Source organism: Microbacterium sp. W4I4, from assembly GCF_030816235.1.
GTDB lineage: Bacteria > Actinomycetota > Actinomycetes > Actinomycetales > Microbacteriaceae > Microbacterium.
Window position 1 is genome coordinate 3,321,784 of record NZ_JAUSXT010000001.1, and the last position, 22,848, is coordinate 3,344,631.

A 22,848-nucleotide genomic window follows, 5' to 3' on the forward strand; every position below is an offset into this window, starting at 1 on the left:
ACCCTATCCACGGGGCGCCGGCCGATCGTCGATCTGCTGAAGCACACCCTCCCCGTCCAGCTCCAGGGTGAGATCGAGGTCGAGGCGCTGCAGGAAGACGTCGTCATGGCTGACCACCAGCACGGCTCCGCGGTAGGCGCGCAGCGCCTCGACGAGCTGTTCGACCGTGTCGAGATCGAGGTTATTGGTCGGCTCGTCCAGCACCACGACGTGCGGTGCGGGATCCGCGAGCAGCAGCTTGGCCAGCGCTACGCGGAACCGCTCCCCGCCGGAGAGGGCACTGACCGGCCGCTCCATCGTCGCGCCGCGGATCAGGAACCGGGCCAGCCGGTTGCGCAGCTCCTTGTCGGGCACGTGCGGTGCGGCCGCGGCGATGTTGGCGACGACGGATGCCGACTCGTCGAGCCCGTCCACGCGCTGGGACAGGTATCCGATCCGGTCGGTGTGCGCCTTGACGCGGACTTGTGCGGTTGCCACGGAGGAATCCGAGGATTCTGTCCGCGGCAGGTGCATTCCTCCGCACGAAGCGCCCGCATCCGCATCCGCATCCGCATGCCCTCCCGCCTCGACCAGGCGGCGCAGCAGGGTCGTCTTGCCGACCCCGTTGCGTCCGATCAGCGCGACTCGCTCCGGGCCCTGGACGACCCAGGAACGCGCCTCGTCGCCGATCGTCAGGATCCGACGCGAGGACGACACCCCGGGATCCGGCAGCTCGATCTTCATCGAGTCGTCGTCCCGCACGCGGTGCCCCGCGGCATCCAGCGCCTGCCGTGCGGCATCCTCCTTGCCTGCGACCTCCGTGCGCAGCCTGCCGGCAGAGACCTGCGCGGCCATCTTGCGCCCGTTCGCGATGATCTTCGGGACCCGCTTCTCCTCGAACGCCTTGCGACCCATCTGGGCCCGGCGGGCGAGCTTCGTCTCGGCCTCGATGCGCTGACGCTTCTCCTTCTTCAGTGTCTGGGCGGCATCGCGTTCGGCCTGCCTGGCGGCATCCTGTTCGCCGTCCAGCCACTCCCGCCACTGCGAGTACGACCCGCCGAACACGCTCAGCGTGCTGCCGTAGAGCTCGGCGGTGTCGTCCATCAGGTCGAGGAGTGCGATGTCGTGGCTGACCACGATCAGTGCGCCCTTCCAGGCGCGCACCATCTCGGACAGTCGGGCTCGCGCATGGCGATCGAGGTTGTTCGTCGGCTCGTCGAGCAGCGTGATGGGCGCGCGCCTCAGGCGGATGCCGGCTATCGCGACCAGCACGGCCTCGCCGCCGGACAGCTCGCCGACCGTGCGGTCCAGGAACGACGGATCCAGTCCTGCCTCGGCGAGCGACGCCTCAGCCCTCGCCTCGATGTCCCAGTCGTCTCCGACGGCATCGAAATGCGCCGGGTCGACGTCGCCTGCCGTGATGGCGCGCACCGCGTCCAGCGGTCCGGCGATGCCCAGCAAGTCGGCCACGCGCCGGTCGGTGTCGAGGGTGAGGCGCTGCGGCAGGTAGGCGATATCAGCGGATGCCGTGATGGCACCCGACGTCGGCGTGAGCTCGCCGGCGATCAGGCGCAGCAGGGTGGACTTGCCGGCGCCGTTGCGGCCGACGAGTCCCGTGCGACCCGAGCCGAACGAACCGGAGAGCGCGTCGAGCGCGATCGAGCCGTCTGGCCAGGTGAAGGTGAGCCGGTCGAGGGTGACGGCGGCGGAAAGAGAAGGTGTTGACATGGGCGACTCCCGGGGTATGCGGGTGCGCGGATGCCGACGGGGGTCCCTGAGCCTGCCGAAGGGCACGTCGTGGAAGACGTGGAAAGACAGATGCCGGAGCGGAAGGATCGTCGGATCAGCGCGTGGATGAGAACGCGGAGAGGAGACGATTCAGATCAAAGGACTTCCAGACACGGCGGACAGGACTCTGAGACTTTAGCCGGTGCCGGTCGGCGCGCGCAACCCGGGCGTGTCGCACTGCCGGACTGCACGATCTGCGGAGGCCTTTCCGATCCGCCGACGAATTCGGCGATGAGGCCCGCGGATCGGGAAACGGTCCGCAGATCGGGGCGGCCGCGGTTGGGCCGTGCCGCTCAGCCGATGGAGTCCTTCCACTGCGAGAGGAAGATGCGCACGTCGGCGAGCTCCTGCTCGGAGATGGAGTGCGTGAGTCCTGGGTAGACGCGGCCGGACAGCTCGGAGTGCGCGGGAAGCCACTGCGCGGTGTGGTCGACGAGATTCGGAGGGATGACGTCGTCGCGGCTGCCGCGCCCCCAGAACACCGGCGGCTTCTGCTCCTGCAGGGCGGCATCGTTCGGCAGGTCGCCGGGGGCCGCGTAGCCGCTCAGCGCGACCACGGCGTCGATCTGCTCGGGCGCGAGGCGCAGGGCCTGCAGTGAGACGGCGGCGCCCTGCGAGAAACCCAGCAGGGCGACGGACGAGGCCCGGGCAGAGGCGGTGGTAAGCCACCGCAGCAGGGCCTCGGCGGCGGTGGTGATGCCCGCCGCATCCCGCGTGTTCAGCGAGTCGATCGCGTACCAGGAGCGCCCGGGCATCGGCCACGGCGGAGCCAGCGGGGCGGCGACGGAGGCCACGGCGATGCCGTCCGGCAGGTACGGGACCAGCCCGAACAGGTCGTTCTCGTCCGCTCCGTAACCGTGCAGGAGCACGAGCAGCGGCATCCCGTCGCGGTCCTGAGGAGACCAGAGCGTCAGGCTGTCCTCGAGCGTCAGCACAGCATCCATGCACCCATCTTGCCTGCTCTCACCGACGTTCGAACGGGTGGGATCCAGCATCGGCTGGTAGAACTGACACATGGCGGTGCGCACCCCTGATCCTGACCCCGACGACGACTTCGGATTCGACGGCGTGCCCGCCGCGGACGACAATCCCGGCTGGCTGAGCGACATCGAGCTCGAAGAGGCCCGTCGTCGACTGCCGATGCTGTACGTCGAGGCGATTCCCGTCGTCACCGACGGCGCGGGCCAGGTCACATCCATCGGCGTGCTGCTGCGCTCGACGCCGTTGGGCGAGATGACCCGCACCATCGTGTCGGGGCGGGTGCGCTACGGCGAGACCGTGCGCGATGCGCTGTTCCGTCATATCGAGAACGATCTCGGGCCGATGGCCTTCCCGCTGCTGCCCGTGTCTCCCACCCCGTTCACCGTGGCGGAGTACTTCCCGATCCCGGGAGTCAGCGCTTTCGACGACGACCGGCAGCATGCGGTGTCGCTGGTGTTCGTCGTGCCCGTCACGGGTACCTTTGAGCCGCGTCAGGATGCTCTCGAGGTCACCTGGTTCTCGCCGGAGGATGCGGGATCCGATGCCCTCTCCGCCGAGCTGGAAGGCGGGCGAGGCACCCTGATCCGCATGGCACTCGCCCACCTCGGCCTGCTGCGCTGAGGCAGCTCCAGCATCAGCCGGCGGTCACTCCGCCATCGGCCACGAACTCCGAACCGGTGACGAAGGTCGCGTCGTCGCTGGCGAGGAAGGTGATCAGCGCGGCGATCTCCTCGGGGCGTCCCAGGCGGCCCATCGGAGTGCCGGCGATCAGCATGTCGCGGTCGGTGTCGCCGAGGATCGGCGTGTCGATGAATCCGGGGTGCACCGAGTTCACGCGCACACCCTCCTTGGCCCAGCCCAGCGCGGTGGTCTTGGTGAGCAGCCGCACCGCGCCCTTGGCGGCGTGGTAGGCGGGGCTCACGCCCGAGCCGACGATGCCGTACATCGAGCTGATGTTGACGACCGAGCCCTTGCCGCTCTTCTTGAGTGCGTCGGCGGCGGCCTTCATGCCGAGGAAGACGCTGGTCTGCGTGACGGCGACGACCATGTTCCAGGTGTCCAGCGAAGTGACCTCGATCGCCTCGGTATCGCCGATGCCGGCGTTGTTGACGAGGATGTCCAGCGCACCGTAAGCGTCGACGACCTTGGCGACGGCGTCGTTCCAGCCGTCCTCGCTGGTGACGTCGAGGTGGACGAAGAGGGCCTTGCCGCCGTTCTTCTCGATCTCGGTGGCGACCTGTGCGCCGAGGTCGTCCTGCACGTCGGCGATCACGACCGCTCCGCCCTCGGAGGCGATGCGCTGTGCCGTCGCCTTGCCGATTCCGCTCGCGCCGCCCGTGACCAGCGCCACACGTCCATCGAAACGAGTCATGATCTCCTCTTTCTTCGGTCGGGTCGTCCCGGCAGCCGCCGGCCCGATCATCATGTGCAACCGCGGGCGGTGCACTTATATTCCATTGAATACAGTTTGGGTGGTCGCGAGTCCGCGTAGGCTCGTCGGGTGATCGACAACATCGTCTTCCCCGCAGTCTCCGGCGACTGGCTCGCCTTCGTCACCACCCGCGTCTCGGAGCGGCTCGCTCGCGTGGACGCCCTCGCCGACCGCCTCAAGGACGGCCCCGCGCGCACGACGCTCGAGACTCTCGCGCTCTGGAACGATCTGCAGATCGCCCTGCGTCAGGCGCGCAGCGAGTCCGATGTGCTGTGCGAGGTGCACCCGGATGCCGAGGTGCGCGCTGCCGCGGAGAAGAGCGTCGCCGCTGCGCAGGCGGTCGAGGCCGCGCTGATGGCGGATGCCGCGCTCGCCGCCGTATTCGCCGGCACCGACCCCGCAGGCCTCGACGCGGATGCCGCACGGGTGCGCGATCACCTGCTGCGCGACTTCCGTCGGGGCGGTGCCGACCGCGACGAGGCGACCCGCGCGAAGGCACAGGAGCTCGCCGCGCGCGATGCCGATCTCAGCCTCGCGTTCGCGCGGAACATCCGCGAGGGCAGGCGCGAGATCCGGGTGAAGCCCGAGGCGCTGGCGGGCCTGCCCGAGGACTTCATCGCGCAGCATCCGGTCGGAGACGACGGGCTGGTCGCACTGAGCACGGATGCCATCGACGTGACCGCCGTGATGAACTACGCCCACGACCGCGACACCCGCATCGCGCTGCGCACCGCCCGCGCCGACCTCGCCTGGCCCGCGAACGACGAGGTGCTCGCCGAACTGCTCGATGTGCGCCAGCAGCGCGCCGACCTGCTCGGCTACGCCACCTGGTCCGACTACGAGACCGAGAACCGGATGGCGGGCTCCGCGGCACGCGTCGCCGCGTTCCTCGACGAGGTCGACGAGGCTTCGCTGGCGGCTTCCGATGCCGAGTACGCCCTGCTGCTCGAGCGGTTCCGTCAGGACGTCCCGGATGCCGCGTCCGTCACCTCCGCCGACCAGGCGTACCTGCTCACCCGACTGCACGAGGAGCGCTTCGCGGCCTCCTCGCAGGAGGTGCGCCGACACCTCGACTTCGAGAAGGTGCTCGCCGGCCTGCTCGACACCACGGGGCGGCTGTTCGACATCGAGTACGTGCCGACCGCCGACACCGCCTGGCATGAGGACGTGCGCTCTTACGACGTCGTGCGCGCGGGGGAGCGGCTGGGCCGCATCCACCTCGATCTGCATCCGCGCGAGGGCAAGTTCAACCATGCGGCCTGCTTCCCGCTCGCTCCGGGCGTGCGCGGACGGGTGCTGCCCGAGGCGGCGCTGGTATGCAACTTCTCCCGCGGCCTGATGGAGCACCGTCAGGTGCAGACCTTCTTCCACGAGTTCGGGCACCTGGTGCACGACATCCTCGGCGGCGAGCAAGACTGGGTGGCCTTCTCGGGTGTCGCCACGGAATGGGACTTCGTCGAGGCGCCCAGCCAGATGCTGGAGGAGTGGGTGTGGGATGCCGACGTGCTGGCATCCTTCGCCACCGACGACTCCGGCGCGCCCATCCCGGCCGACCTCGTCGCCCGCATGCGCGAAGCCGACGCCTTCGGGCGGGCGCTGCTCGTGCGCACCCAGCTCGGCCACGCCCGCGTCTCGTACCAGCTGCACAAGGACCGGCCGGCGGACCTCGCCGCCGCGACCGACCACTGGTACGCCGTGTCCACCCCGGTGGAGCACCTGGCAGGCACGCACTCCTACGCGGCCTTCGGCCACCTCACCGAGTACGGCTCGTGCTACTACACGTACCAGTGGAGCCTCGTCATCGCCCGCGACCTGCTCACCGGCTTCACGGGCCTGATGGATCCGGCATCCGCCACCCGGTACCGCAGGGAGATCCTCGAGCCCGGCGGAAGCCGGGATGCCGCCGATCTGGTCGAGGCGTTCCTCGGCCGTCCCTTCACGGTCGACGCGTACCGCGCGTTCCTGGGGGCGCCGGCCGCCTGACGCCGACACCCCGTGATACCGCCGAGACCCCGTGCTGCAGACGACCGCAGCACGGGGTCTCGGCGAGAAGGCGGGGTCTCGGAAACTCCACCACACCGCTGATCCAATTTCCTATAGGATAGCCAGACCAGCTGCACCACGAAGCGCCCGGAGCGCACGGAGGAGACCGCAATGACGCGCTTGTTCAACGATCCAGGCGACTTCGCCAAGGAGGCGGCAGAGGGGCTCGCCCTCGCCTCGGCGCGATGGGTGCGTCCGGTCCTGGGCGGCGTGGTGCGATCGACCAGGGGGCCGGAGCCGACGGTCGCCGTAGTGATCGGCGGGGGCAGCGGTCACTACCCGGCGTTCGCCGGCCTGGTCGGGCCCGGCCTCGCTCACGGTGCGGCGATGGGGAACCTCTTCGCCTCGCCCTCCGCGCACCAGGTCCACTCTGTCGCGACTGCGGCGGACGAGGGCCGGGGAGTGCTGCTCAGTTACGGCAACTACGCCGGTGACGTGCTGCACTTCACGCAGGCTCAGGAGCGCATGCGGGCCGCGGGCATCGACTGCCGCACGGTCACGATCACCGACGACATCTCCAGCGCACCTGTGCACGAGATCGAGAAGCGCCGCGGCATCGCGGGCGATCTCGTCGTCTTCAAGGTCGCGGGCGCGGCCGCCGAGTCCGGCGCCGACCTGGACGATGTGGAGCGCGTGGCCATCCACGCCAACGAGCGGACCCGCACCCTGGGTGTGGCCTTCGCCGGCTGCACTCTGCCCGGCGCCACCGAGCCGTTGTTCACCGTGCCGGAGGGGCGGATGGCGGTCGGACTCGGCATCCACGGAGAGCCCGGCATCGACGAGGTCGACGTCCCGTCCGCCCACGGCCTGGCCGAGCTCTTCGTCTCCTCGCTCCTGGAAGAGCTCCCCGACGGCGTCTCCCGCGAGGGTGCACGCGTCGTGCCCATCCTCAACGGGCTCGGCAACGTCAAGTACGAGGAGCTGTACGTCGTGTACGCCTCCGTGCACCGGCTGCTTGAAGAAGCGGGTCTCACCGTCGTGTCGCCGGAGGTCGGCGAGTTCTGCACGAGCTTCGACATGGCCGGCGCCTCGCTGACACTGCTCTGGCTCGATGACGAGCTCGAAGAGCTCTGGCTCGCACCTTGCGACACCCCCGCCTTCCGCAGGGGAGCGGTCGAGGGGCGCGTCGAGGTGGAGCACGTCGATGTCGCGCAGGAGCAGCGGACCCTCGGCGAGGCCACGTCCGAGTCGCGCGAGGCGGCAGTCGTTCTCGTCCGAGCCTTCCAGGCGGTAGCGGGGGTGCTGGATGCCGAAGCCGACGAGCTGGGCCGCATCGACCGCATCGCCGGCGATGGCGACCACGGTATCGGGATGCAGCGCGGCAGCCGCGCGGCGGCGAAGGCTGCGCACGAGGCGTTCGAGATCGGTGGCGGCGCCGGCGGCGTGCTGCAGTGGGCGGCTGACGCCTGGGCCGACGACGGCGGCGGCACCTCGGGTGCCATCTGGGGCGAGATGCTGGCTGCGCTGGCCGTATCCTTCGGCGACTCGGCGGCGATCGACGCGGAGCAGGTGCGCGTCGGGGTGCTGCGCATGAAGGACGCCGTGATGTCCTTCGGCAAGGCCAAGCCGGGTGACAAGACGATGATCGACGCGATCGTGCCGTTCGCCGATCATCTCGACGAACAGGTGCGCGGCGGCGCCGGCCTGGTGCCTGCGTGGACGGATGCCGCCGCCGTCGCCACCGAGGCGGCCGAGGCCACCGCATCCCTCACCGCCAAGCTCGGCCGTGCCCGCTCGCACGGCGACAAGAGCCTCGGCACCCCGGATCCGGGCGCGGTGTCCTTCGCGCTCATCACCCACACTGTTCTCGACATCCTGAAAGGGGATGACTGATATGGGACTTCGACTCGTGATCGGCTCGGACGACGCCGGATTCGACTACAAGGAGCGCATCAAGGCCGACCTGCTGAACAATCCGCTGGTCTCCGAGGTGGTCGACGTCGGTGTCGACGCGGACGGCCACACCAACTACCCGACCGTCGCGACGACCGCGGCCGAGAAGGTGGCCGCAGGCGACGCCGACCGTGCCATCCTCATCTGCGGCACCGGACTGGGCGTCGCCATCGCGGCGAACAAGGTCGCCGGCATCCGCGCCGTCACCGCTCACGACTCCTACAGTGTGGAGCGCTCGGTGCTCTCCAACGATGCCCAGGTGCTGTGCATGGGGCAGCGGGTGGTCGGCATCGAGCTCGCCAGGCGCTTGGCCGCCGAGTGGCTCACCTACACGTTCGACCCGCAGAGCGCATCCGCCGAGAAGGTCCGCGAGATCTGCGCCTACGAGGGCGTCTGACGTCGCGACCATGGCGAAGCGGATGCTGATCGGCGCGAGCCTGAAGATGTACTTCTCGCACGCGCAGACCGTGGCGTGGACCACCGCGGTCGCGGCACTGCTCGCGCAGCATCCGGCACGCGACCGGGTGGAGATGTTCGTCATCCCGCAGTATCCGTCGATCCCCGGCTGCCTCGAGGCGGCGGGCGGGCTCACCGTCGGCGCGCAGGACGTCTCCGAGCACGACTCGGGCGCGTTCACCGGCGAGGTGTCGGCCGCGGTCCTGGCGGAGCTCGGATGCCGATACGTCGAGGTCGGGCACGCGGAGCGGCGCCGGTTGTACGGCGACACCGATGAGGTCGTCGCCGCGAAGACCGCGGCGGCGATGCGCGCCGGACTCGTTCCGATCCTCTGCGTCGGCGAGGCGGAGCAGGTCGGGGACGAGGCCGCGGCCCTCGCCTGCTCCGCGCAGGTGGACTCCGCGCTCGCTCTCGTCGCCGACGTCGGCGAACTCGTCATCGCCTACGAGCCGCTGTGGGCCATCGGCGCGCCCGCTCCGGCGCCGGCGGAGCACATCCGCGGCGTCTGCGACCGGCTGCGCGCACACGCGGATCTCCGGGGCCTGAGCGCCCGCGTGATCTACGGTGGTAGTGCAGGACCGGGAACCATCGCCGACATCGCAGACAGCGTCGACGGGATCTTCCTGGGCCGCTTCGCCCACGACCCGGAGGCGGTGCGGTCGATCCTGGATGAGGCCGCCGCAGTGTGACGGGCGACGAGAGACGACGACGGAGAGCAGATGGCTGGTGAGGGCCGCACGGCACCCGGATGGGACTCGACGATCGAGCGTCGGGGCCTGCGCGACCGCGTCTACGAGCGGATCCTGCAGCTGCTGCTGAGCGGTGAGGTCGCGCCGGGGGCGCGGCTCTCGATCGACACGCTCGCCCGCCAACTGGACGTGTCGCCGACCCCGGTGCGCGAGGCGATGGTGCATCTGGAGCGCACCGGCCTGGTCACCCGAGAGGCGCTCAAGGGCTACCGGGTCGCGCCGCCGCTGGGGGCGACACAGCTGCGCGAGCTGTTCGACGCGCGCATCATGCTCGAGATCGAAGCCGCCAGGCTGGCCACCCCCGCTGATCCCGACATGCTCGACGAGCTGCGAGAGGCCGAGGACGAGCATCGCCGCAGTGGTGAGCGCGTCATCGAGGCGATCCATGCGGGCAGCAACGACGTCGAGCTGACCACCGCGTACTTCGCCGCGGATGCGGCGTTCCATGAGGTGGTCTTCCGGCACTGCGGCAATCGCTATCTGCGACAGATGTCGGAGTCCCTCGGAGCTCAGCTGCACCGGATGCGGCAGAGCATGGTGCACGGGGTCACGGATGTGCGCGAGGCCATCGCCGAGCACGAGGCGATCCGCCAGGCGTTCCTCGCGGGCGACCCGGAGCAGCCCGCCCGGATGATGCGCCTGCACATCGAGGGAGTCCGGGCGAGATCGCTGGACCTGGAGAAGGACTGACCGCAGTCCTGGCGGCTGTGACGGCCGGCCTGCGATGCGCAGGGGAGTCGTGATGGCATCCCTGTCGAAAGCTGCCTCTTGCCTCTTTCTCTATTTCCTATAGGATCTAGGAAGACTCGAGATTCCGTCGAACACATCGTCAATGGAGCCGCAATGACCGCAACGCCCGAACTCACCGCCGACAACTGGCCGATCGCCACCTGCATGCATGGCTTCGCCGCGGTCGCCGCAGACGGAACCCGCCTGCACGACGCACCGTCCGAGCGGTGGGACGAGGTGTTCGGACAGGTCGAGCGCCTCGGGTTCGATGCGATCGAGATCGCCGACAGCCACATCCGTCCTTCCGACCTGACCCCCGCGCGTCGCGACGAGCTGAAGTCGATCGCCGACAGCCACGGCGTGCGCCTTCTCTCGGTGCACGTCCAGCGCCAGAGCGTCATCGAACCGGGCAAGGGCGAGCAGAACCTGGCCTACGCGCACCAGGCGATCGACGCTGCGGCCGAGCTGGGCATGCAGGTCTTCTCCACCGGGCTGCACCAGCCCTTCACCGAGGCCCAGCGCAAGGCGCTGTGGTTCTGGACGGTGCAGGGCCCGGTCGACCCCGACGACGCGGAGACCCGCGCACTCGCCGTCCGCCGGCTGCGCGAACTGGGAGAGCACGCGGCATCCGTCGGCCTGCCGATGGCGCTGGAGATGTACGAGGACACCTATCTCGGCACCGCCGACAGCGCCGTTCGGCTGATCGAGGAGATCGGGCTGGACAACGTCGGCCTCAACCCCGACATCGCCAACCTCATCCGACTGCACCGTCCCATCGAGGACTGGCGCGAGATGCACGCGAAGACGCTGCCCTACGCCAACTACTGGCACGTGAAGAACTACACCCGCGACGAGGCCGGCGACGGCAGCTGGGCGACCTCCGTGCCGACCAGCATGCAGCTCGGGCTCATCGACTACCGCGCCATGGTCGCCGACGCCGTGCGCGTCGGCTTCCGCGGACCGTTCCTCATGGAGCAGTACGGCGGAGACAGCCTGGGCGTCTGCGCGACCAACCGCGACTACCTGCGCACGCTGCTTCCCGAAGACGGCGTGTCCGCATCGGGCGGCAACCGCACCCCGAACGCAACCGCCGCCCAGACCGTCAGCGCCTGAGCGCACCTACGAAGGAGACCGAGAAATGACTCAGCAGGATCGTCCCGTCTACGCCGTCGTGGGCAGTGGCTACATGGGCGGCGGCATCGCGCAGTCGCTCGCGCTCTCGGGTGCGGACGTGCGCATCGCCGATGTCGACATCGAGATCGCCCGCAGCAATCGCGAGCGCCTGATCGCCGAGGCGGAGCAGTTCACCGCCGACGGACTCTTCCCCGAGGGGGCCTCCGCGACCATCGCCGAGCGCCTCACCGCCGCGACCATCGAGGATGCCGTCGCCGGCGCCTCGTTCATCGAAGAGGCGGTGCCCGAGAAGATCGAGATCAAGCACGCCACGCTGCGCCGCATCTCCGAGGCCGCAGCCCCCGACGCCGTCATCGGCAGCAACACCTCCACCATCCTCATCGAGAAGCTCGCCGAAGCGGTCACCAACCCCGGCCGCTTCCTGGGTGTGCACTTCTCGAACCCGGCGCCGTTCATCCCCGGTGTCGAGCTGATCCCGCACGCCGGCACCGACGAGGCGACCCTTCCTGTCGTCGAGCAGATCGTCGCCGCCACGGGCAAGGAGACAGCGCGCGTCAAGGACGCCACCGGCTTCGTGCTCAACCGCCTGCAGTACGCGCTGTTCCACGAGGCCACGCAGCTGGTCGAGGCCGGCGTCGCGACCGCAGAGGACATCGACACGATCGTGCGCACCACGTTCGGCTTCCGACTGCCCTTCTTCGGGCCGTTCGCGATCGCCGACATGGCAGGGCTCGACGTGTACGCGTTCTGCTACGCGTCGCTGCAGACCGAGTTCCCCGAGCGCTTCGCGACGCCGAAGGCCCTCTCCGACCTCGTCGAGGCGGGAAAGCTCGGCACCAAGACCGGCGCCGGCTTCCTCGACGTCCCCGCCGAGCGCACCCCCGAGCTCATCGCGTACCGCAACAAGGCGTACGTCGCGATGAAGAAGCTCATCGACGAGCTCGGTCCGGCCCCCATCCACCCGGCAGCCGGCTGAAGGGCATCCGCATGGCAACTCCCTTCCCCGCCCCGCGCACGGTCATCCTGACCGGTGCGGCCAGCCCGCGCGGCATCGGTCGCGGCACCGCCTTCCACCTCGCCGAGCTCGGCTGGAACGTCGGCATCATCGACATCGACGCGGATGCCGCGGCGCGCACCGCCGCGGAGGTCGCCGACGCTCACGGAGTGCAGGCCGTCGGAGTCGGTGCGAACGTCGCCGACCGGGCGGCAGCCGTCGCCGCGGTCGATGAGCTCGAAGCGGCGCTTCCGCAGATCGTCGCGCTGGTGAACTTCGCAGGCGTGTCCTCTCCGGTGCCGTACCTCGAGGTCACGCCCGAGGAGTGGCACCGCGTCGAGTCGATCAACATCGACGGCGTGCACTGGGTCACCCAGCGCGTCGCGAGGACGCTCGCCGAGAACGGCGTGGGCCGGCTCATCGGCATCTCCTCGGTGTCCGCCCAGCGCGGCGGCGGGACCTACTCCAAGACGCCGTACTCCGCATCCAAAGCCGCCGTGATCGGCCTGATGCGCTCGATCGCCCGAGAGCTGGGACCGGTCGGCGTGACCGCGAACGTCATCTCTCCCGGACCCATCGACACCGACATCATGGGCGGGACCCTGTCGGAGGAGCGCAAGTCAGCGATGGCGGCCGACGGCGTGCTGACGCGGATCGGCACACCGCAGGACATCGCGGCCGCCGTCGCCTACCTGATCAGCGAGGACGCCGGATTCGTGACGGGCCAGACCCTGAACGTCGACGGCGGACTCTACATGCACTGACATCCCGCACCGACGAGGAGAACACCATGCTCGGATCCTGGTCCAAAAGTCGTCTCATCTTCCTGATCATCGGGGTGACCTGCGTCGCCATCGGCCTCGCCCTGATCATCCCCGGGCTCGGGTCCTGACGCGCACAGCACCATCTGATCCATCACTGCCCGATCCCGGGCGCCGATCTGCTCAAAGGAGAGTCAATGTCACATCAGAAGTTCGGCGCGGCCACCCGCGCCAACGCCACAGTCGCGAAGGGGCTGCTGGCGAATCCGAATCTCACCAGCGGCATCCGCAAAGCCACCTTCCGGCTCATGCCGATGCTGATCATCCTGTACTTCATCGCCTTCCTCGACCGCACCAACGTCGGCTTCGCCGAGGCCGCGATGGAGGTCGACCGCGGGATCACCGCGGGCGCCTACGCGCTCGGCGCCGGCATCTTCTTCATCGGGTACGCGCTGTTCGAGATCCCCTCGAACCTGCTGCTCGACAAGTTCGGAGCCCGGTTCTGGCTGGCCCGCATCGCGGTCACGTGGGGCATCGTGGCGGCGGCGTTCGCGTTCGTCAACGGCGAGACGATGTTCATCATCCTGCGCTTCCTGCTCGGTGTCACCGAGGCGGGGCTCTTCCCGGGCGTCATCATGTTCCTGGCGCAGTGGTTCCCGAACAAGCGGCGCGTGCAGATGTTCGCGCTGTTCTACCTCGCGCAGCCGTTCTCGCAGATGCTCGGCGCCCCGCTGTCCGGCGGCCTGGTCAGCTTCGGTGACAAGGTCACGCCGTGGGCCGGATGGCAGGTCATGTTCTTCGTCGAGGGTGCACTGGCGGTCGTCGCCGGCATCGCGGCGCTCTTCTTCCTAGTCGACTCACCGCAGAAGGCCAAGTTCCTCACGGACGAGGAGAAGGCCGCGATGAAGGAGGTCATGGATCACGAGGACTCGGTCAAGGAGGCGGACGGTCCCCGGGGCATCGCCGCAGCGCTGGTGAACTGGAAGGTGTGGTACTTCACCATCATCTACTTCTGCCTGCAGATCGCTGTCTACGGCACCACCTTCTACCTGCCGCAGCAGGTCTCCGCACTGATCGGTGAGAAGGTCGGCTGGCAGGTCGGTCTGGTCTCGGCCATCCCGTGGGCTGTGGGTCTCTTCGCCTGCTACTACGTCGGCAAGCACGCCACCACGGTCCGCCGTCGCCGCGTCTGGGGCGCTCTGTTCTTCATCGTCACCGGTCTCGCCATCCTCGCCTCGGCCTGGGCGGGAGCGAACGCACAGGGGCTGCTCGGAATCCTCGCGATCACCGTCGCCGTCGCGGCGTTCCTGTCCGTGGGGCCGATCACCTGGTCGTTCCCGACGTCGTTCCTCACCGGCGCCGCCGCGGCCACGGGCATCGGCCTCATCAACTCGCTGGGCAACCTCGGTGGGTTCGTCGCGCCGATCATGCGCACGGGCATCAACGAGGCCGCTCCCACCGACAGCGGTGCGTGGGGTGTGGTTTCGCTCGGCGTGTTCGCCTTCCTCGCCGCCGCCATGATGTGGGCCACACGGTTCTTCAGCTCGAAGGCCGACGCCCTGCTGGTCGACGACGAGAAGGTTCTCGCTCACTGAGGTCGTACGCAGAAGGCGCGCGTGCAACCGCACGCGCCCCTTCTGCGTATGCCCTGTGCGCTCGACGGAGTGCGAGCGCGGGGTTCAGGCAGTCGTCAGGCGGGAGAGCTCGGCGACGAAGGCGTCGACGTCGGACTCCTCGGTGTCGAAGCTGCACATCCAGCGCACCTCGTTGCGCGCGGCATCCCAGTCGTAGAAGCGGAAGCTCTCGCGCAGTCGGTCGGCGATGCCGTCGGGCAGCGTCGCGAAGACGCCGTTGGACTGGGTGGGCTGGGCGAACCCGACACCGCGGATGCTGCCGTCGGCGAGTCCCGCCTCGACCTCTCCGCGCAGGCGCTGCGCCATGGCGTTGGAGTGGCGTGCGTTGCGCAGCCACAGATCGCCCTCCAGGAGCGCGATCAGCTGGGCCGAGACGAAGCGCATCTTCGACGACAGCTGCATGTTGTACTTGCGGCTGTAGATGAGTCCGTCCGAGGCCTCGGGGTTCAGCACGACGATGGCCTCGCCGAGCATGGCGCCGTTCTTCGTGCCGCCGAAGCTGAGCACGTCCACGCCGGCATCCGTGGTGAAGGCGCGCAGCGGCACGTCGAGTGCGGCGGCGGCATTCGAGATGCGGGCACCGTCCAGGTGCAGCTTCATGCCGCGCTCGTGCGCGTGGTCTGCGAGGGCGGTGATCTCCTCGACCGTGTAGAGGGTGCCGAGCTCGGTGGACTGCGTGATCGAGACCACCAGCGGCTGCGCGCGGTGCTCGTCGCCCCAGCCCCAGGCCTCGCGATCGACCAGCTCAGGGGTGAGCTTGCCGTCGTCGGTGGGCACCGTCAGCAGCTTGAAGCCGCCGATGCGCTCCGGGGCGCCGCCCTCGTCGACGTTGATGTGGGCGGTGGATGCCGAGATCACGGCGCCCCAGCGCGGCAGCATCGACTGCAGTGCGGTGACGTTCGCACCGGTTCCGTTGAACACCGGGAATGCCTGCACGCGCTCACCGAAGTGCTGTGCGAAGACCTGCTGCAGCCTCTCGGTGTACTGATCCTCGCCGTAGGCGATCTGGTGCCCGTCGTTGGCGGCGGCGATGGCCGCAAGAACCTCGGGGTGGATGCCGGAGTAGTTGTCGGATGCGAAGCCGCGCACAGCGGTGTCATGCAGAGTGCTCACTGGATCAGCCTAGTTCGTTGTCGGCGTGCGGAATCCGTGAGGAGCCCTGTCGGATGTCGGTCCCCGTGACTACCCTCGAACCCGTGAAGGGAACCGTCGAGACCAGGGCGTTCGCGAACGTCCTCGTGAACACGCTCATCGCCAATGTGACGACGAGCTTCCTCTGGTTCGCGCTCACATTCTGGGTCTACATCGAGACGCAGTCCGTGCTGGCGACCGGTGTCATCGGCGGGGCTTACATGCTTCTCGTCGCGTTCTTCTCGATGGTGTTCGGCACGATCGTCGACAGGTTTCGGAAGCACACCGTCATGGTGCTCTCCAGCGTCGTCTCGGCCGTCGCGTTCTCGGCGGCCGGGATGCTGTATCTCTGGCATCCGGAGTCCGAGCTGCTCGACATCGGCGCTGTGTGGTTCTGGCTGTTCGCGCTCATCATCCTCTTCGGCGGTGTCATCGAGCAGCTGCGCAGTATCGCGCTGTCGACCACGGTCACGCTGCTGATCCCCGAAGAGAAGCACGCCAACGCCAACGGACTGGTCGGCACGGTGCAGGGCATCGCGTTCCTCGTGACCAGCGTGTTCTCCGGGCTGTCGATCGGGTTCCTCGGCATGGGCTGGACGCTCGCGATCGCGATCGCGGCGATGATCCTGACCTTCGTTCACCTTCTGTTCGTGCGCATTCCCGAGAGCGCACCGCTGCGCGACCCGGGTGCCCCGAGCGCACTCGATTTCCGCGGCAGCGTGCAAGCGATCCGCCAGGCACCGGGACTGTTCGCGCTGATCGTCTTCTCGACGTTCAACAACCTCATCGGCGGCGTCTACATGGCGCTGATGGATCCGTACGGACTTACCCTGTTCTCCGCTCAGCTGTGGGGCATCGTGCTGGCCGTCGCCTCGACGGGCTTCCTCATCGGCGGCGCTCTGGTGGCGAAGTTCGGTCTGGGCCGGCGGCCCGTGCGCACCATGCTGCTGATCGTCATCGCCATGGGTCTGCTCGGAGCGGTGTTCATGCTGCGCGAGTGGTGGCCGCTGTACGTGGTGGGCATGTGGATCTACATGATGCTGGTGCCGCCGGTGGAAGCCGCCGAGCAGACCGTCATCCAGAAGGTCGTGCCCTTCGCGCGCCAGGGGAGGGTGTTCGGCGTCGCCCAGGCGTGCGAGGCAGCGGCCGCACCGATCACCGCGTTCCTGATCGCCCCGCTCGCCGAGTTCCTCATCATCCCGTACATGCGCGCTGAGCAGGGGCGGATGCAGTGGGGCTGGCTGCTGGGTGAGGGCGAGGCCCGCGGCATCGCCCTGATCTGCCTGTTCGCCGGCATCATCATGATGATCGTCGGCGCGCTCGCGTTCCTCACGCGCTCGTACCGCCTGCTCACCGAGCTCTATGCCCGTGCGCCGGGCGAACCCGCCGGCGGGGAGAGCGCATCGACGGCTGCTGGGCCAGCGCCCGACCCGGTCGCCGCGCGCGGAGGTCGGGTGCCGCTCGAATCAGTCGATGGCCCGCACGACGACGGGCAGGTCGCCGGTAGGCGGTGAGCGACCGGCGGATCAGAGCGCGATGACGGTGTCGTTCAGGTCGGCGGCATCCGAATCCCACAGCGATACGACGGCACGGGCCAGCGCCTCGGGTTCCAGTGCGCCCTTGGCGCGGAAGACGACGGATGCCGCGCGCAGCGGCTCACCGGCATCCCGGGCCGCCTTGGCGTAGCCCTGCGCGACCGCGCGTGCCCACGCCTCGCCGGCCGCCTTCATCGCGGCGTAGTTCGCCCCACCCGCAAGCGGACGCTCCACCACCGTCGAGGACACGATCGCGAAGCGACCGGCATCCGACGCCCTGATCGACGCGTCGAAGGCGCGGCTCGTCGCGCGCACCGCCTGCAGCGCGGGCAGCAGTGCGTCTAAGTCCGCGTCGCTCTGCCCGGCGAGACCGCCGCCGCCGCGCCAGCCGCCGACCAGCGGGATCACCGCGTCGACCGCGCCGATCCGCTCGGCCAGTGCCGCCATCTCGGTCAGCGACGAGGCATCCGCGACCTCGGTCCGCGCTCCGGCATCCGCCAGCGCGGCCAGCCGTTCAGCCGAGCGGCCCGTCGCGATCACGCGCGCGCCGGCATTCAGGAGGGCACGAGCGGTGGCCAGACCCGCGGCGCTGGTCGCGCCGGCGAGAAGGACGGTGCATCCGGATGCTGTCATGCTCGTGCTCATTCCTTCAGGCGACGGATGTCGGACGAAAAGACGGATGTCAGTCAATACACCCATTCTGCGCCGACATCCGTCGTTCGCGCCGACATCCGTCGAGCACGGGCCCGCGGTCCTGATTCGGGTGTGGCTACAGATCGGTGCCGCGGATGCCGACGGTCGACTCGATGACCGGCATCATCTTCTTGTTCAGCGTCTCGAAGAACATCGACAGCGGGAACTCGTCATCCATCACCGCGTCGGTGTAGCCCTTCGGCGCGCCGGCGAGGATCTCGTCCGACAGGCCGCGAGCCCACTGCGAGGCCGGGTGCGGGGTGAGGGTGCCGCGGACCAGCTCGTACGCCGCGAGCCAGTGCGCGATCTTCGGACGGTCGATCGAGTGCCAGTACAGGTCGTCGATCGCATCACCGAGTGCAACCACCGCGTCGGGCACGTTGTCCCAGTCGAAGGCCAGAGCCGTGTCGGTCCAGTGCAGCACGCCGCGCTGGTGCAGCCAGGCGAACAGCAGCTGACCGCCGACGGCGTCGTAGTTGCGCGTGCGGTTGCCGGTGATCGCGAAGCGGAAGATGCGATCGAAGATCACCGCGTACTGCACGAGGTGCGCGTACTCGTGCATCTCCTGCTCAGTCTCGGTGAGCATCTCGCCGGCGGCGACGCGGGCGTCGAAGGCCCGCTCGATCCTCACCGACTCGCGGAACGCCGTCATGTCGCAGCGCATCTCCTCGAGCGAGTAGAGGAAGAACGGCATCCGCTGCTTGATCATGAACGGGTCGAAGGGCAGGTCGCCGCGCATGTGCGTGCGGTCGTGGATGATGTCCCACATCACGAACGTCTTCTCGGTGACCTCCTGGTCATCGAGCATCTTCGCGGCGCGCTCGGGCAGCTCGAGGTTGGTGATCTCGGATGCCGCGCGCACGACGCGACGGTAGCGGGCGGCCTCGCGATCCTGGAAGATCGCGCCCCAGGTGAACGAGGGGATCTCGCGCATGGCGACGGTCTCGGGGAACAGCACGGCCGAGTTCGTGTCGTAGCCGGGCGTGAAGTCGACCAGGCGCAGCGAGACGAACAGCTTGTTGCCGTAGTCGCCGGACTCGAGCTCGGCGATGAACTCCGGCCAGATCGTCTCGACGATGAGGGCCTCGACGAGGCGCTCGCTGGAGCCGTTCTGCGTGTACATCGGGAACACGACGAGGTGACGGATGCCGTCGACGCGGTGCTGCTGCGGCTGGAAGGCCATCAGCGAGTCCAGGAAGTCGGGCTCGGCGAAGCCGCCGTCGGCCCAGCGCTGGAAGTCGACCACGAGCGCGTCGAGGTACTCCGCGTCGTGCGGGAAGGCGGGGGAGAGGGCGCGGATGCCGGCGATGATCGCGGCGACGTGCTGCGAGGCGGTCTCGCGGTCGGCGGCCTCGGGCACGGAGCCGTCCTTGATCTGCAGCGGGCGCAGCGCGATCGCGGCGTCCTTCAGCTGCAGCCAGGCGGCGCTGGTCTCCACGGTGGACGCATCCTCGACGACCTCAGGTTCGCCGATGATGGCCGGGTTGTGGGTGGTGATGAGGGACATCGGAGCCTCCGATCGAAAAGGTAAGCGGAAATTTTCCGGTGTAGTCCGGTTTCTACCGTTATTATTCCATTCATGGATGACTCTGTCGACCACACGATCCTCTCGGCCCTCGCCCGGGACGGGCGCGCCACGCTCGCGCAGCTGTCCGACGAGACAGGCTTGTCGACCTCCGCCGTGCAGTCGCGTCTGAAGCGCCTGGAGAGTCGGGGCGCGATCACCGGCTACCAGGCCGTGCTCGACCCCGAGGAGGTCGGCGTGCCGCTGTCGGCGTTCGTCGAGATCACGCCGCTCGATCCGGCTCAGCCCGACAACGCCCCCGAGCTGCTCGAGCACCTCGGTGCGATCGAGGCGTGCCACTCGATCGCGGGGGATGCCGCCTACATGCTGTTCGTGCGGGTGGCCACGCCGCGTGCGCTGGAGCAGCTGGTCAACGACATCCGGCTGACGGCGAACGTCAGCACCCACACCACCGTCGTCCTGCAGACGTACTACGAGCGCCGCCCCATCATCTGACCAAGCCCGTCTATTTGTGCCTTACGCGCCCCGAGAAGCGTTTTCCGCCTGCATACGGCACAAACAGACGGGCTTGGGGCATCGGCCGGGTCAGTAGGATTCTGACCGTGGCATCCAGAAGCAAGAAGAAGCGCACCAGCGGCAACCCGGCCAAGCGTCCCGTGGTCGAGGCCGGCCCCGTGACCGTCGGCGACTGGATCGGCGCCGCGCGGCTGAGGACTCTGCCGCTCGCGGTCGCGCCGGTAATCCTCGGAACCGGCGCAGCGCAGGTGACCGACCGCGAGCTGCACTGGGTGATCGCGCTCGCCTGCCTCGCCGTGGCGGTGCTGCTGCAGGTCGGCGTGAACTTCGCGAACGACTACAGCGACGGCATCCGCGGCACCGACGCCGTCCGAGTCGGACCCGCCCGGCTGACCGCATCCGGACGCGTGTCCCCCCGGCAGGTGCTGATCGCCGCGCTGATCTTCTTCGCGCTCGCCGCTGTCGCAGGTCTCGCGATCGTGATCCGCACGCAGCAGTGGTGGCTGCTCGCGGTCGGCGCCATCAGCATCGTCGCCGCCTGGTTCTACACCGGGGGCAAGCGCCCCTACGGCTACAACGCCATGGGCGAGCTGTTCGTGTTCGTCTTCTTCGGGCTGGTCGCCGTGCTCGGCACGACCTGGGTGCAGTCGTCCGCACTGCCACTCGAGGCCTGGCTCGCGGCCGTCGCCGCAGGACTGTTCGCCTGCGCCGTGCTGCTCGCGAACAATCTGCGCGACATCGACCAGGATCGCGAGGTCGGCAAGCGCACGCTCACGGTGCTGATCGGCAAGCGCGCGACGCAGATCGTGTACACGCTGTTCGCCCTGGCCCCCTTCGTCATCGCCGCGATGTTCGCCCTGCTGCTCTACCCGATCGCCTGGCTGTCGCTGCTGGTGCTGCTGGCGATCATCCCTGCGATCCTCATCGTCTGGACCTACCGCGAGCCGCGTGAACTGGTGATCGCGCTGAGCCTCACGTCGCTGTCGTCGGTCGGCTATGCGGTGCTCATCTACTGGGCGCTCGTCGCCTGATGACGCCGGAACTGTTCTCCCTCTCGGCCGAGGTCGGGCAGGAGAGCGAGGACGCCTGCGCCATCGGCGTCGGCATCGGTGTCGTCGTCGACGGGGCGGGGCTGCCCGCGTCCATGCGGAAGGGGTGCTCGCACTCGGTCGCCTGGTACGCGCGGATGCTGGCGGAGGAGCTGCGGATGCGACTGGAGTCGAGCCTCTCATCGATGACGGATGCTCTCGCCGGCGCCATCGCTGAGGTGACCGAGGCGCACGCGACCACCTGCGATCTCTCACAGGGGTCGCCCAGCGCGACGGTCGCCGCCTGGCGGATCGTCGGAGACGAGGTCGAACATCTGGTGCTCTGCGACGCCTCGGTCGTACTGATCGGAGTCGACGGGAGTGCGCGTGAGGTCACGGACGACCGGATCACGGCTGCAGTGCAGACGCGCGCCGAGTCGCTGGCGTCCGCTGCCGGTATCCCCACCGCGACAGCCGGCATGCGCTTCGCCGCGCTCGACGACGCCCGCAACGTCGAGGGCGGCTTCTGGTGCGCGCACATCGACCCGGATGCCGCACGGCATGCGCTCACCGGGCGCACTCCGATCAGTGAGCTGCGGGCCGTCGTCGCCGCCTCGGACGGTGCGACGCGCGGGTTCCAGCTCGTCGGCGCGCACACCCTGCGGGACTTCGCGGACCTCGCCGTGAACGGAGACGTCGCGCGAATCGCGGCGGAGATCCGCGCCGCGGAGGATGCTCACGGCGTGCCGCCGTTCACCAAGCCGCACGACGACATCGCGCTGGTGTCCGTCAGGTTCTGATCGTCAGAGGCCCGCGCCGACCAGCGCCTCACCGAGCGGGGTGCGCAGATGCAGCATCCGGTTCCCCTCGCGCGAGCTCGTGACCAGCCCGGCCCCGCGCAGCACGGTCAGGTGATGGGATGCCGTGGACACGGCGATCCCGGCATCCGCGGCCACCTGCGACGTGGTGCGCGCGGTGTGGGCGCGCAGCAGGATCCCGGAGCGCACCGGCCCGAGCAGCGCGCCGAGCGACATCTCGAGCTCCGCGCTGTCCCGCGCCCATCCTGCGGTCACGCCGCGCGCCGGGTAGAACAGGGTGGGCTGGGCGGGCGGCTCGGTGATCACCATGCACCCCCATGACGACATGACCGACGGCACCAGTACGAGGCCGGATTCTCTGCAGTCGACGTCTTCGCTGTGCCGGCGCAGCTGCACCCGAACCGCTCCGTCGCTCCACTGCACGGTGCGGTGCAGGCCGCCGGCCATTCGTGCGAGCTCATCGGCTGTGACCGTGCGGGCACGCACGGCGATGTCTGCGCGCAGCATCCGCTCCAGTTGCGGCCAGACCGGCGCCAGCACGGCATCCCAGACCTGCTCGCACGCCTGAGCGACCAGCGCTCGCGTGCGTTCGGGATCCTTGCGCATCCGCGACAGCGCGGCCCGCTGCGCGCCAGTGGAGCGCGCGATGCGCTTGTCCAGGTCGATCAGGATGCCTGGAATCGGCGCCGCGGCGAGCGCGGCGAACTCATCGGCCGGGGTCATGTCCCAGCGGGCATCGGCGGTCAGGAAGTCCGGCATGTAGCCGTCGGCTCCGACGACCTGCGCAAGCAGTGCCAGCGGTTCGCGCGGGACGCGGTCGCGCACCTGTCGCAGCCAGACCCACTGCAGCGGATGCTGTGCGGGGCGGAGCAGGGTGCGAACGGCGTGCGTGAGTTCGTGGCCCGGTGAGATGCCGAACCGCACTGCCTGGATGTCGCCGGGGCTCAGGCGGAAGTCGACGCGGTGATCGGGATGATCCATGCCCTCGACAGGTTGCGCCCCTCTGTTTCGATCCACATCGAAACTCTA

At 69.0% G+C, this 22,848-nt stretch carries 21 protein-coding genes; 14 read left to right on the forward strand and 7 right to left on the reverse strand.

Annotated elements, in window-relative coordinates:
• Positions 1-3 precede the first annotated feature (3 nt).
• Positions 4-1,707, reverse strand: a complete 1,704-nt coding sequence (locus QF046_RS15670; RefSeq protein WP_307371576.1) for an ABC-F family ATP-binding cassette domain-containing protein — start codon at positions 1,705-1,707, stop codon at positions 4-6.
• A gap of 353 nt (positions 1,708-2,060) precedes the next feature.
• Positions 2,061-2,711 carry an alpha/beta hydrolase gene (locus tag QF046_RS15675; protein ID WP_307371578.1) on the reverse strand — a complete coding sequence of 217 codons (651 nt, stop codon included), beginning with the start codon at positions 2,709-2,711 and terminating at the stop codon, positions 2,061-2,063.
• Between the two features lie 70 nt (positions 2,712-2,781).
• Here QF046_RS15675 and QF046_RS15680 point away from each other — a divergent pair, with 70 nt between their 5' ends.
• Positions 2,782-3,369, forward strand: coding sequence for an NUDIX hydrolase family protein (locus tag QF046_RS15680; protein ID WP_307371579.1), 588 nt, complete (start codon positions 2,782-2,784; stop codon positions 3,367-3,369).
• A gap of 13 nt (positions 3,370-3,382) precedes the next feature.
• Here QF046_RS15680 and QF046_RS15685 read toward each other — a convergent pair whose 3' ends face one another.
• On the reverse strand, positions 3,383-4,120 hold the full coding sequence (locus QF046_RS15685) for an SDR family NAD(P)-dependent oxidoreductase (RefSeq protein ID WP_307371581.1): 738 nt from the start codon (positions 4,118-4,120) through the stop codon (positions 3,383-3,385).
• A gap of 129 nt (positions 4,121-4,249) precedes the next feature.
• Between QF046_RS15685 and QF046_RS15690 the strand changes: the two genes are divergently transcribed.
• From QF046_RS15690 to QF046_RS15730, 9 genes are all read left to right on the forward strand, one after another.
• Complete coding sequence (locus tag QF046_RS15690; protein ID WP_307371583.1) at positions 4,250-6,163, forward strand: M3 family metallopeptidase; 1,914 nt, start codon at positions 4,250-4,252, stop codon at positions 6,161-6,163.
• Positions 6,164-6,334: 171 nt separating this feature from the next.
• Entirely contained in the window at positions 6,335-8,056 is a 1,722-nt protein-coding gene (locus tag QF046_RS15695; RefSeq protein WP_307371584.1) for a dihydroxyacetone kinase family protein, read from the forward strand.
• Position 8,057: 1 nt separating this feature from the next.
• Positions 8,058-8,513 carry a ribose-5-phosphate isomerase gene (locus tag QF046_RS15700; protein WP_373425738.1) on the forward strand — a complete coding sequence of 152 codons (456 nt, stop codon included), beginning with the start codon at positions 8,058-8,060 and terminating at the stop codon, positions 8,511-8,513.
• Positions 8,514-8,523: 10 nt separating this feature from the next.
• Positions 8,524-9,261, forward strand: coding sequence for a triose-phosphate isomerase family protein (locus QF046_RS15705; RefSeq protein WP_307371589.1), 738 nt, complete (start codon positions 8,524-8,526; stop codon positions 9,259-9,261).
• Positions 9,262-9,291: 30 nt separating this feature from the next.
• Positions 9,292-10,011 (forward strand): GntR family transcriptional regulator, encoded by a 720-nt coding sequence (locus QF046_RS15710; RefSeq protein WP_307371590.1) that lies wholly within the window; start codon positions 9,292-9,294, stop codon positions 10,009-10,011.
• Between the two features lie 153 nt (positions 10,012-10,164).
• On the forward strand, positions 10,165-11,163 hold the full coding sequence (locus QF046_RS15715; RefSeq protein WP_307371591.1) for a sugar phosphate isomerase/epimerase: 999 nt from the start codon (positions 10,165-10,167) through the stop codon (positions 11,161-11,163).
• A gap of 25 nt (positions 11,164-11,188) precedes the next feature.
• Positions 11,189-12,160 (forward strand): 3-hydroxyacyl-CoA dehydrogenase family protein, encoded by a 972-nt coding sequence (locus QF046_RS15720; protein ID WP_307371593.1) that lies wholly within the window; start codon positions 11,189-11,191, stop codon positions 12,158-12,160.
• A gap of 11 nt (positions 12,161-12,171) precedes the next feature.
• Positions 12,172-12,942, forward strand: coding sequence for an SDR family NAD(P)-dependent oxidoreductase (locus QF046_RS15725; RefSeq protein ID WP_307371594.1), 771 nt, complete (start codon positions 12,172-12,174; stop codon positions 12,940-12,942).
• A 194-nt stretch (positions 12,943-13,136) separates the two neighbouring features.
• Positions 13,137-14,534, forward strand: a complete 1,398-nt coding sequence (locus tag QF046_RS15730; RefSeq protein ID WP_307371595.1) for an MFS transporter — start codon at positions 13,137-13,139, stop codon at positions 14,532-14,534.
• 84 nt (positions 14,535-14,618) lie between these two features.
• Here the strand turns inward: QF046_RS15730 and QF046_RS15735 are convergent, their stop codons facing one another.
• Positions 14,619-15,686 (reverse strand): low specificity L-threonine aldolase, encoded by a 1,068-nt coding sequence (locus QF046_RS15735; protein WP_307371596.1) that lies wholly within the window; start codon positions 15,684-15,686, stop codon positions 14,619-14,621.
• A 53-nt stretch (positions 15,687-15,739) separates the two neighbouring features.
• Here QF046_RS15735 and QF046_RS15740 point away from each other — a divergent pair, with 53 nt between their 5' ends.
• On the forward strand, positions 15,740-17,218 hold the full coding sequence (locus QF046_RS15740; protein ID WP_373425739.1) for an MFS transporter: 1,479 nt from the start codon (positions 15,740-15,742) through the stop codon (positions 17,216-17,218).
• Between the two features lie 12 nt (positions 17,219-17,230).
• Here QF046_RS15740 and QF046_RS15745 read toward each other — a convergent pair whose 3' ends face one another.
• Both QF046_RS15745 and QF046_RS15750 read right to left on the reverse strand, forming a co-directional pair.
• Positions 17,231-17,884, reverse strand: coding sequence for an SDR family oxidoreductase (locus tag QF046_RS15745; protein WP_307371600.1), 654 nt, complete (start codon positions 17,882-17,884; stop codon positions 17,231-17,233).
• A 124-nt stretch (positions 17,885-18,008) separates the two neighbouring features.
• The gene (locus QF046_RS15750) at positions 18,009-19,439 is read right to left on the reverse strand and encodes a DUF6421 family protein (RefSeq protein ID WP_307371601.1); all 1,431 of its coding nucleotides are present in this window, start codon (positions 19,437-19,439) and stop codon (positions 18,009-18,011) included.
• Positions 19,440-19,511: 72 nt separating this feature from the next.
• Here QF046_RS15750 and QF046_RS15755 point away from each other — a divergent pair, with 72 nt between their 5' ends.
• The 3 genes from QF046_RS15755 (at position 19,512) to QF046_RS15765 (ending at position 21,801) form a co-directional block, all read left to right on the forward strand.
• Positions 19,512-19,952, forward strand: coding sequence for an Lrp/AsnC family transcriptional regulator (locus tag QF046_RS15755; RefSeq protein ID WP_307371602.1), 441 nt, complete (start codon positions 19,512-19,514; stop codon positions 19,950-19,952).
• A gap of 101 nt (positions 19,953-20,053) precedes the next feature.
• Positions 20,054-21,004 carry a 1,4-dihydroxy-2-naphthoate polyprenyltransferase gene (locus QF046_RS15760; protein ID WP_373425763.1) on the forward strand — a complete coding sequence of 317 codons (951 nt, stop codon included), beginning with the start codon at positions 20,054-20,056 and terminating at the stop codon, positions 21,002-21,004.
• Positions 21,004-21,801, forward strand: coding sequence for a protein phosphatase 2C domain-containing protein (locus QF046_RS15765; RefSeq protein WP_307371603.1), 798 nt, complete (start codon positions 21,004-21,006; stop codon positions 21,799-21,801). Before QF046_RS15760 ends, QF046_RS15765 begins: the two co-directional genes overlap by 1 nt.
• A 3-nt stretch (positions 21,802-21,804) precedes the next feature.
• Here the strand turns inward: QF046_RS15765 and QF046_RS15770 are convergent, their stop codons facing one another.
• Positions 21,805-22,836, reverse strand: a complete 1,032-nt coding sequence (locus QF046_RS15770; RefSeq protein ID WP_307371604.1) for a DUF5937 family protein — start codon at positions 22,834-22,836, stop codon at positions 21,805-21,807.
• Positions 22,837-22,848: the final 12 nt, after the last annotated feature.

Coding starts and splice junctions, on each gene's coding strand:
- QF046_RS15670 (WP_307371576.1), bottom strand. CDS start 1,707: ATGTCAACACCTTCTCTTTCCGCCGCCGTCACCCTCGACCGGCTCACC.
- QF046_RS15675 (WP_307371578.1), bottom strand. CDS start 2,711: ATGGATGCTGTGCTGACGCTCGAGGACAGCCTGACGCTCTGGTCTCCT.
- QF046_RS15680 (WP_307371579.1), top strand. CDS start 2,782: ATGGCGGTGCGCACCCCTGATCCTGACCCCGACGACGACTTCGGATTC.
- QF046_RS15685 (WP_307371581.1), bottom strand. CDS start 4,120: ATGACTCGTTTCGATGGACGTGTGGCGCTGGTCACGGGCGGCGCGAGC.
- QF046_RS15695 (WP_307371584.1), top strand. CDS start 6,335: ATGACGCGCTTGTTCAACGATCCAGGCGACTTCGCCAAGGAGGCGGCA.
- QF046_RS15700 (WP_373425738.1), top strand. CDS start 8,058: ATGGGACTTCGACTCGTGATCGGCTCGGACGACGCCGGATTCGACTAC.
- QF046_RS15705 (WP_307371589.1), top strand. CDS start 8,524: ATGGCGAAGCGGATGCTGATCGGCGCGAGCCTGAAGATGTACTTCTCG.
- QF046_RS15710 (WP_307371590.1), top strand. CDS start 9,292: ATGGCTGGTGAGGGCCGCACGGCACCCGGATGGGACTCGACGATCGAG.
- QF046_RS15715 (WP_307371591.1), top strand. CDS start 10,165: ATGACCGCAACGCCCGAACTCACCGCCGACAACTGGCCGATCGCCACC.
- QF046_RS15720 (WP_307371593.1), top strand. CDS start 11,189: ATGACTCAGCAGGATCGTCCCGTCTACGCCGTCGTGGGCAGTGGCTAC.
- QF046_RS15725 (WP_307371594.1), top strand. CDS start 12,172: ATGGCAACTCCCTTCCCCGCCCCGCGCACGGTCATCCTGACCGGTGCG.
- QF046_RS15730 (WP_307371595.1), top strand. CDS start 13,137: ATGTCACATCAGAAGTTCGGCGCGGCCACCCGCGCCAACGCCACAGTC.
- QF046_RS15740 (WP_373425739.1), top strand. CDS start 15,740: ATGTCGGTCCCCGTGACTACCCTCGAACCCGTGAAGGGAACCGTCGAG.
- QF046_RS15745 (WP_307371600.1), bottom strand. CDS start 17,884: ATGAGCACGAGCATGACAGCATCCGGATGCACCGTCCTTCTCGCCGGC.
- QF046_RS15750 (WP_307371601.1), bottom strand. CDS start 19,439: ATGTCCCTCATCACCACCCACAACCCGGCCATCATCGGCGAACCTGAG.
- QF046_RS15755 (WP_307371602.1), top strand. CDS start 19,512: ATGGATGACTCTGTCGACCACACGATCCTCTCGGCCCTCGCCCGGGAC.
- QF046_RS15765 (WP_307371603.1), top strand. CDS start 21,004: ATGACGCCGGAACTGTTCTCCCTCTCGGCCGAGGTCGGGCAGGAGAGC.